The 7,060-nt window shown below is 71.1% G+C and carries 7 protein-coding genes and 1 pseudogene; 5 read left to right on the forward strand and 3 right to left on the reverse strand.

Going from position 1 to position 7,060, the window contains the following annotated elements; translation table 11 throughout:
- Nucleotides 1-2 precede the first annotated feature (2 nt).
- The 5 genes from B2U11_RS02620 (at nucleotide 3) to B2U11_RS02640 (ending at nucleotide 5,134) form a co-directional block, all read left to right on the forward strand.
- Nucleotides 3-1,283, forward strand: coding sequence for a YihY/virulence factor BrkB family protein (locus tag B2U11_RS02620; protein ID WP_292069757.1), 1,281 nt, complete (start codon nucleotides 3-5; stop codon nucleotides 1,281-1,283).
- A gap of 168 nt (nucleotides 1,284-1,451) precedes the next feature.
- Nucleotides 1,452-1,880: a DUF2141 domain-containing protein gene (locus tag B2U11_RS02625; RefSeq protein ID WP_292069759.1), complete on the forward strand. Its 429-nt coding sequence runs from the start codon at nucleotides 1,452-1,454 to the stop codon at nucleotides 1,878-1,880.
- A gap of 11 nt (nucleotides 1,881-1,891) precedes the next feature.
- Nucleotides 1,892-3,358, forward strand: coding sequence for a carotenoid oxygenase family protein (locus B2U11_RS02630; protein ID WP_292069761.1), 1,467 nt, complete (start codon nucleotides 1,892-1,894; stop codon nucleotides 3,356-3,358).
- Between the two features lie 66 nt (nucleotides 3,359-3,424).
- Entirely contained in the window at nucleotides 3,425-4,567 is a 1,143-nt protein-coding gene (locus B2U11_RS02635; protein ID WP_292069763.1) for an acyltransferase family protein, read from the forward strand.
- Nucleotides 4,568-4,603: 36 nt separating this feature from the next.
- Nucleotides 4,604-5,134 (forward strand): CHAP domain-containing protein, encoded by a 531-nt coding sequence (locus B2U11_RS02640; protein ID WP_292069765.1) that lies wholly within the window; start codon nucleotides 4,604-4,606, stop codon nucleotides 5,132-5,134.
- 9 nt (nucleotides 5,135-5,143) lie between these two features.
- Here B2U11_RS02640 and B2U11_RS02645 read toward each other — a convergent pair whose 3' ends face one another.
- The 3 genes and pseudogenes from B2U11_RS02645 to B2U11_RS02655 form a co-directional block, all read right to left on the reverse strand.
- Nucleotides 5,144-6,055 (reverse strand): DMT family transporter, encoded by a 912-nt coding sequence (locus B2U11_RS02645; protein ID WP_292069766.1) that lies wholly within the window; start codon nucleotides 6,053-6,055, stop codon nucleotides 5,144-5,146.
- A 10-nt stretch (nucleotides 6,056-6,065) separates the two neighbouring features.
- The gene (gene dapB, locus B2U11_RS02650) at nucleotides 6,066-6,815 is read right to left on the reverse strand and encodes a 4-hydroxy-tetrahydrodipicolinate reductase (protein ID WP_292069767.1); all 750 of its coding nucleotides are present in this window, start codon (nucleotides 6,813-6,815) and stop codon (nucleotides 6,066-6,068) included.
- Nucleotides 6,812-7,060, reverse strand: a pseudogene (locus tag B2U11_RS02655) (molecular chaperone DnaJ); the annotation flags it as partial. The gene dapB and the pseudogene B2U11_RS02655, both read right to left, overlap by 4 nt.

Below are 7,060 nucleotides of genomic sequence, written 5' to 3' on the forward strand. Positions count from 1 at the left end.
CCATGGCCAAGCTGTCTTCCTCGACCCTGTCGGACCTGATCCGCCGCTTCTCCGCTCCGGGCGCCAAGGGAGGGCGCGATGGCGGTCGGCTGTGGAAATTCGCGGGGGCGGCGCTGGGCGGTCTGGCGGCGGGCGCCGGCGCCGCGCACCTGCTCTACAGCCAGGGACACAAGGTCGGGGTCGAGCTGCGCGTCCCCCGGCCCCAGCCGCTGCCGCCCAAGGACCCCACGCCCGAGGACTATGACGCCGATGAGCCCGGTCGCGGCCGGCTGGCCCAGCGGCCGGAGCATATTCCGCGCAAGGGCTGGGTCGACATCCTGTGGCGGACCGGCGCCGCCTATCTGGGCGACCGGGTCGGTTTCGTCGCCGGGGGCGTGACCTTCTTCACCCTGCTGTCGCTGTTTCCGCTGCTGGGGACGTTCGTGACCCTGTACGGCCTGTTCGCCGACCCGGCGGACGCCTGGGGGCGGTTGCAGTTCCTCTACGCCCTGCTGCCCGACAGCATCGCCCAGTTCCTGGGCGGCGAGATGCAGCGGCTGGCCGAGAATTCGAACAGCCAGCTGACCTTCACCCTGATCTGGACCCTGGCCCTGTCGCTGTGGAGCGCCTCGGGCGCCGTGAAGGTGCTCTTCTACGGGCTGAACATCGCCTATCACGAGGTCGAGAAGCGCAACATCGTCCGCTACAACTTGCTGTGCCTGGGGTTCACGGTCGGCGCCATCCTGGCGGTGATGCTGACATCGGCCCTGGTGGTGGGCGTGCCGGTGGTGGTGCGCTTGTTCGGCCTGCAGGAGGAGTGGGGCCTGGTCGCGCCGCTGCGCTGGCCGCTGCTGTTCCTGGGCTATGTCGCCGCCCTGACGCTGATCTATCGGTTCGGCCCGTGCCGGCAGAAGGCGCGCTGGCGCTGGCTGACGCCCGGCGCCCTGGTCGCGGCCACGCTGAGCCTGACGCTGTCCTTCCTGTTCAGCTGGTATCTCGCCAACTTCGTGCGCACCGACAGCTATGGTCCGCTGGCGGCGATGATGGGTTTCCTGCTGTGGACCTGGCTGTCGGTGCAGGTGATCGTCATGGGCGCCGAACTGAACGCCGAGATCGAGCGCCAGACCGCCGTCGACACCACGACCGGCGCCCCCCTGCCGCTGGGCCAGCGCGGAGCGCGGGTGGCCGACACTATCGGCCCGCGTCGCGGCAACCCGGCGGCCCTGGCCTTCACCCAGAAACACGCCGAAGCCATCGCCGATCGGGTCATGGGCGCCATGAGCCGCCGCCGCCCCAGGGGCTGAGAGGGGCGTCCGTTCGCGCTTCGTGAACGGACGGGGGCGGTCGTTGGCGAAGACGCCGCGTCCGTCGCCGCAACGGCGGTGGCGGGCCGGGCGGCGTCGGCCCACGGTCGGTCCATCGACGGCGGCCGCTCATCGGGAACGGCGCCGTTTCGCCAAAGGACGCCCGCCATGAAGATCGCCGCCTCTCTGTTGACCCCCGCCCTGGGCCTGTTGGCCGCCGGCCTGGCCTGCGCCCCGGCCCTGGCCGCCGATGTCTCCGTGACCTTCGAGCCGGGCGCCGAGACCGGCCGGATCATGGTCGTCCTGTTCGACAGTCAGGCGGCCTATGACGAAGGGCGGTCGGTGCGTCAGGCGGTGGTGGACGTGGCCGCCGGCCAGCGCACCGCCGACTTCGATGGCCTGCCCGACGGCGACTACGCCGTGCGCGCCTTTCACGACGTCAACGGCGACGGACGGATGAACACCAACCCGTTCGGCATGCCGACCGAGCCCTACGCCTTCTCCAACAATGCGCGCGGCAACATGGGGCCGGCCAAGTGGGACCAGGCCCGCTTCGCCGCCGCGGGCGCGACCGCCCAGACTATCTCGATCAAGTAAGAGCCGCCGTCATGACCCCGTCCCGCCGTTCCTTCCTGATGGGCGTCGCCGCCCTGTCGGCCGCCGTGGCCACGCCCGAGGCCGTGCGCGCCGCCGCCGCCCTGGACGCCGCCGCCGATTGGGCCGTGGCGACCCGCGACGTGGAGGGCGATGTCGCCCGCCGCGCCCTGACCCTGGTGCACGGCCGCGTCCCCGAAGGTCTTTCGGGCGTCCTGTACCGCAACGGCCCGGCCAAGTTCCGCCGGCCGGGCGGCGCGGCGACCCACTGGTTCGACGGCGACGGCCTGATGCGCGCCTTCCGCATCCAGGACGGCCAGGCGACCCTGGAGGCCCGGTTCGCCGACACGCCCAAGCGGCGCTGGGAAAGTGAGCTCGATGCGGTGGTCACGCCCGGCTTCGGCACCAAGGGCGACGCGCGCGCCCGCGTCGGCTCCAACGACGACGCCAACGCCGCCAACACCGGGGTGATGACGGCCGGCGATCAGATCTGGGCGCTGTGGGAGGGCGGATCACCGCTGGCGATGGACGCGGCGGACCTGTCGACCGGCGCCTTCGTCACCCTGCGCGACGACCTGAAGGGGATGCCGTTCCAGGCCCATCCGCGCTACGCCCCGGACGGCTCGATCTGGAACGTGGGCGCCTCGGGCGACCGGGCCGTGATCTGGCGGCTGAACCCGGACCGCAGCCTGAACGACGCCCAGGTCGTGCCGCTGCCGCGCGCCAGCTATATGCACGACTTCACCGCCACGGACCGGCACGTGATCCTGGTGCTGCAGCCCTGGCTGTTCGAGGGCGACGGCATGCCCTTCGTCGCGCGCCTGAACTGGCGGCCCGAGGCGGGGACGCAGGTGATGGTGCTGGACAAGGACGACCTGACCCGGCGGCGCCTCTACGACCTGCCCGGCTTCTTTCATTTCCACCTGGGCGACGCCTGGGCGGAGCCGGACGGCACGATCCGCTTCGACGTCGCCGCCAGCGGCGATCCGCGGTTCGCCGTCGACGGCGCCCGGGTGCTGGTGGACGGGCGCGGCGTCGTGCCGGGCGATCCCGCGCGGCTGGCCCTGATCACCCTGCGTCCCGACGGCCGCGCCGAGATGACGACCACCGAGGCGGTCGGCGAGTTCCCCAAGGCGGACCCGCGCCGCGCCGGGCTGAAGCGCAGTCTGACGGCGCACACCGCCGGCGAGAGCCGGGGGCGGCCCCTGCCCACGGGCCTGGCGATCCAGGATTGGGACTCCGGCCGCTCCGACACCTTCGACTTCGGCGTCCATCAGGTGGTCGAGGAGACCGTCTTCGCGCCCAAGCCCGGCGCAACGGGAGAGCGCGACGCCTGGCTGATTGGGCCTTCGGTCAATCTGCGCGAGGGACGCACCGAACTGCACGTGTTCGACGCCGCGCGCGTCGCCGACGGACCGGTCGCGACCTGGGCCGCCGACCTGGCGCTGCCGGCGGGGTTTCACGGCGTGTGGGCGGGCTAGGCCCGTCTGGCGCGCGAATTGCGGGGGGTTCACGGTTCGCAAAGGCTGACGTGCCAAGGTGAGACCATGACCCCCGTCCAGACGCCCGCCGACCTGAAGCCCATCACCGCCCTGCGCTTCGCCGCCGCGCTGTGGGTCGCCATCTACGCCTTCTGGGAGAACCTGGCCGGCGTCGGCCTGCCGGGTCTGGTGGCCAAGGGCTATCTGGGGGTCGAGCTGTTCTTCGTCCTGTCCGGCTTCATCCTGAGCCATGTCTATCTGGCGCAGGCGGGCGAGAAGCGCTTCTCCTACGGCCGGTTCCTGTGGGCGCGGGTGGCGCGGGTCTATCCGTTGCACATCGCCACCCTGCTGGGGGTCGGGCTGCTGGCGGCCGCGGCGATCGTTGCCGGGATGAGCGTGGATTCCAACGTGCTCAGCTGGTCGTCGCTGCCGGCCAACCTGCTGATGGTCCACGCCTGGGGCCTGGCGCCGGCGGCGGGCTGGAACCACCCGTCCTGGTCGATCTCGGCGGAGTGGTTCGCCTATCTGTGCTTCCCGGCCTTCGCCTTCGTCTTCTGGCGCTTGCGCGACAAGCCGGCGACGGCGGTGCTGGGCGCGGCGGCCTTCCTGGCGGTGCTGTATTTCGTGTTCGAGCAGTGGGCGGGCTTCCCGCTGACGGAAGCCACCATCCGCTGGGGCGCGCTGCGGATCGTGCCGTGCTTCGCTTTGGGGTGCGCCCTCTATCTGGTCTATCGCAAGGCGCCGCTGAAGGCGCCGGGAATCAGCGCCGCCATCTTCCTGGCGCTGATGCTGGCCAGCGCGGCCCTGGGCCTGTGGGACGCCATCACCGTGCTGCTGGCGGGCGGGCTGATCCTGTCGCTGGCGTCGCTGCCCAACGAACGCGCCGGATGGCTGGCGTCCAAGCCGGCGGTCTATCTGGGGGAGATCAGCTATTCGGTCTATATGGTCTGCGTGCCGTGGAAGCTGCTGGCGGTGAACCTGGCGGCCAAGGTCACCGACGCGCCGGACAAGCAACTTCACGTTTTCGTGTGGTTGGCGATCGTGGCCCTGCTGCCGGTCGTGGCCGCCGCCTCCTATCACCTGGTCGAACACCCGGCGCGGCGGGCCCTGCGCGGGTGGGCCGAGCGTCGCCATAAGACTTCCGCAACGAATACAAAGGACGCGGATACGTCGAAAGCGCTTGCCCCGAAAGGCGAACCCGTGGCCTAGTCTCCCGACCTGAGGCAGGTCGGGATACGCCACAGCATGACGAAACGGTTCACCGCCGCCGCGGTTGCGGCGACCCTTGGATTTTTTGCGGTCGGCGTGACGCCCTCCGCGGCCAGGGCCGACGACCCCTATTGGCAGTGCGTGACCTTCGCCCGGATGTTCTCGGGCATCCAGATCTTCGGCGACGCCTGGACCTGGTGGCGGCAGGCCGCCGACAACTTCCGCACCGGCCGCCGCCCCGAAACGGGCTCGGTGCTGGTGTTCCGCCCCGAGGGCCGCATGAGCCGGGGTCACGTCGCCGTCGTCTCCGACATCCTGACCGACCGCGTGGTGCGCGTGACCCACGCCAACTGGGGCGGCAGCCGCGGCAAGGTCGAGGAGAACGTCACCGTCGTCGACGTCTCGCCGTCCAACGACTGGAGCCAGGTCAAGGTCTGGTACAATCCGATCAACGACCTGGGCACGACCGTCTATCCGACCTACGGATTCATCTACAAGGGCGCGCGCGACGCCTTCGACGCCGGCCGCCAGATCGCCAGCGCCGCGTCCGGCCAGGACCAGCGATAAACGCCTGATTCAGACCGGCGGCGGGGTGGCCTGGACCAGGCGCTGCCGACGCCGGACATGCTCGCGCCAGGCGGTGTACAGGCCGCTGGCGCCGATCAGGCCCGCGCCCGCCAGCGTGGCCAGGCTGGGCGGACTGGCCAGCAGCCACCAGCCGAAACCGATGGCGCCCACGATCTGCAGATAGTCGAACGGCGCGACCACGGCGACGGGCGCGCGCTGCAGCGAGGCGGTCATGAACAGCTGCGCCAGCCCGCCGGCGATCCCCGCGCCGATCAGAAGGGCGAAGGTCGCCGGGGCGTGGACATGTCCCACGAAGGGCAGCAGCAGCGCCCCCACGACCGAAGAGGCGGCGAAGAACCAGAAGACGATGGCGGCGACGTGCTCGCTGTCGCGCAACTGGCGCAGGGTGATCGTCACCCCGGCGGTCAGCAGCGCCGCGGTGAGGCCGAACGCCAGCCCTTCCAGCGGGACGCCCGCCGCCGCGCCCGGCCGCGTCACCACCACCACGCCCAGGAAGCCGACCGCGACCGCGGCCCAGCGGCGCGGCCCGACCGGCTCCTTCAGGATCAGAAAGGACAGCAGGGTGGCGAAGACCGGCGCGGTGAAACTCAGCGTCGTGGCGTCGGCCAGCGGCAGAAGCGTCGGGGTCTGGAAGACGCAGAGGATGGAGGTGATGCCCAGGGCGCTGCGCCCGACGTGGGCCCAGGGGCGGCGGGTCGACAGGGCCTTCAGCCCGCCCTGGCCGGCCATGACCCAGGCCAGCACGACCGGCAGGCCGAAGAAGGCGCGGTAGAACAGCATCTCGGGCGCGACCACGCCGTCCAGAGAGGCCAGCTTCAGCAGGGCGGCCATGACGGAAAAGCAGCCCGCCGCCGCGACGCGCAGCGCGATCCCCCGGCCGATGGCTTCCGACGACGACACGGCGGCCTCCTCAGGCCTGGCGGAAACCCAGGACGTCCTGCATGTCGTAGAGGCCCGGGCGGCGCGTGCGCACCCAGGCGGCGGCGGCCACGGCGCCCTTGGCGAACAGGGAGCGGTCGATGGCCGAATGACTGAGGGTCAGCACCTCGTCCTCGGAGGCGAACATGACGGTGTGCTCGCCCACGACGCCGCCCGCGCGGATCGAGGAGAAGCCGATCTTGCCCACCGGCCGTTCGCCGGTGATGCCGTCGTAGGGTTTCAGCTGCAGGTCCGCCAGATCGGAGAACCGGCCCTCGGCCGCCGCCTCGCCCAGCATCAGGGCCGTGCCCGACGGGGCGTCGATCTTGCGCCGGTGGTGGGCCTCGGTCACTTCGATGTCCCAGTCCTGGGCGTCCAGGCGCTGGGCCGCGTGCTGGACCAGGCCGATCAGGATGTTGACGCCCAGCGAGAAGTTGCCGCTCTTGACGATGGCGATGCGCTCGGCGGCCTGTTCCAGCGCCGCCTCCTGCTCGGGCGTGAAGCCGGTGGAGCCGATCACCAGGGCCGGACCGCCGCGTTCGGCCGCCGCCTGGGCCAGCGCCAGGGAGGCGTCGGCGGTGGAGAAGTCGATCACCACGTCGCACAGGGACAGGTCGGCCTCGTCGCCCCAGTCGATGCGGGCGGCCACGACCACGTCGTCGCGCGCGTCCAGCACCTGGGACACCGCCCGGCCCATCCGGCCGCGATAGCCGGAAATGCCGGCGTGGAAGATGGCGCTCAAGCCGCGTTCTCTTTCGACCCGTCCGCATCCTGGTTGCCCAGGATGTCGGCCCAGAAGCGCTTCGCCTTTCCGGCGAAGCTGGAGTTGCGGGGGTTCTGCTCCTCGCCGAACGACAGGGCAAGCTCCTGAAGCAGTTCCTTCTGGCGGGCGGTCAGGTCGGTGGGGGTCTCCACGAACAGTTCGACGACCAGATCGCCGCGTCCGCGTCCGTTCAGATGCGGCATGCCCTTGCCCTTGATGCGGAC

Origin of the sequence: Brevundimonas sp. UBA7534 (assembly GCF_002479325.1) — a bacterium.
Classification (GTDB): domain Bacteria; phylum Pseudomonadota; class Alphaproteobacteria; order Caulobacterales; family Caulobacteraceae; genus Brevundimonas.

Excerpts from the sequence above, each read along its gene's own strand:
- B2U11_RS02620 (WP_292069757.1), top strand. The coding sequence starts at position 3 with ATGGCCAAGCTGTCTTCCTCGACCCTGTCGGACCTGATCCGCCGCTTC.
- B2U11_RS02625 (WP_292069759.1), top strand. The coding sequence starts at position 1,452 with ATGAAGATCGCCGCCTCTCTGTTGACCCCCGCCCTGGGCCTGTTGGCC.
- B2U11_RS02630 (WP_292069761.1), top strand. The coding sequence starts at position 1,892 with ATGACCCCGTCCCGCCGTTCCTTCCTGATGGGCGTCGCCGCCCTGTCG.
- B2U11_RS02635 (WP_292069763.1), top strand. The coding sequence starts at position 3,425 with ATGACCCCCGTCCAGACGCCCGCCGACCTGAAGCCCATCACCGCCCTG.
- B2U11_RS02640 (WP_292069765.1), top strand. The coding sequence starts at position 4,604 with ATGACGAAACGGTTCACCGCCGCCGCGGTTGCGGCGACCCTTGGATTT.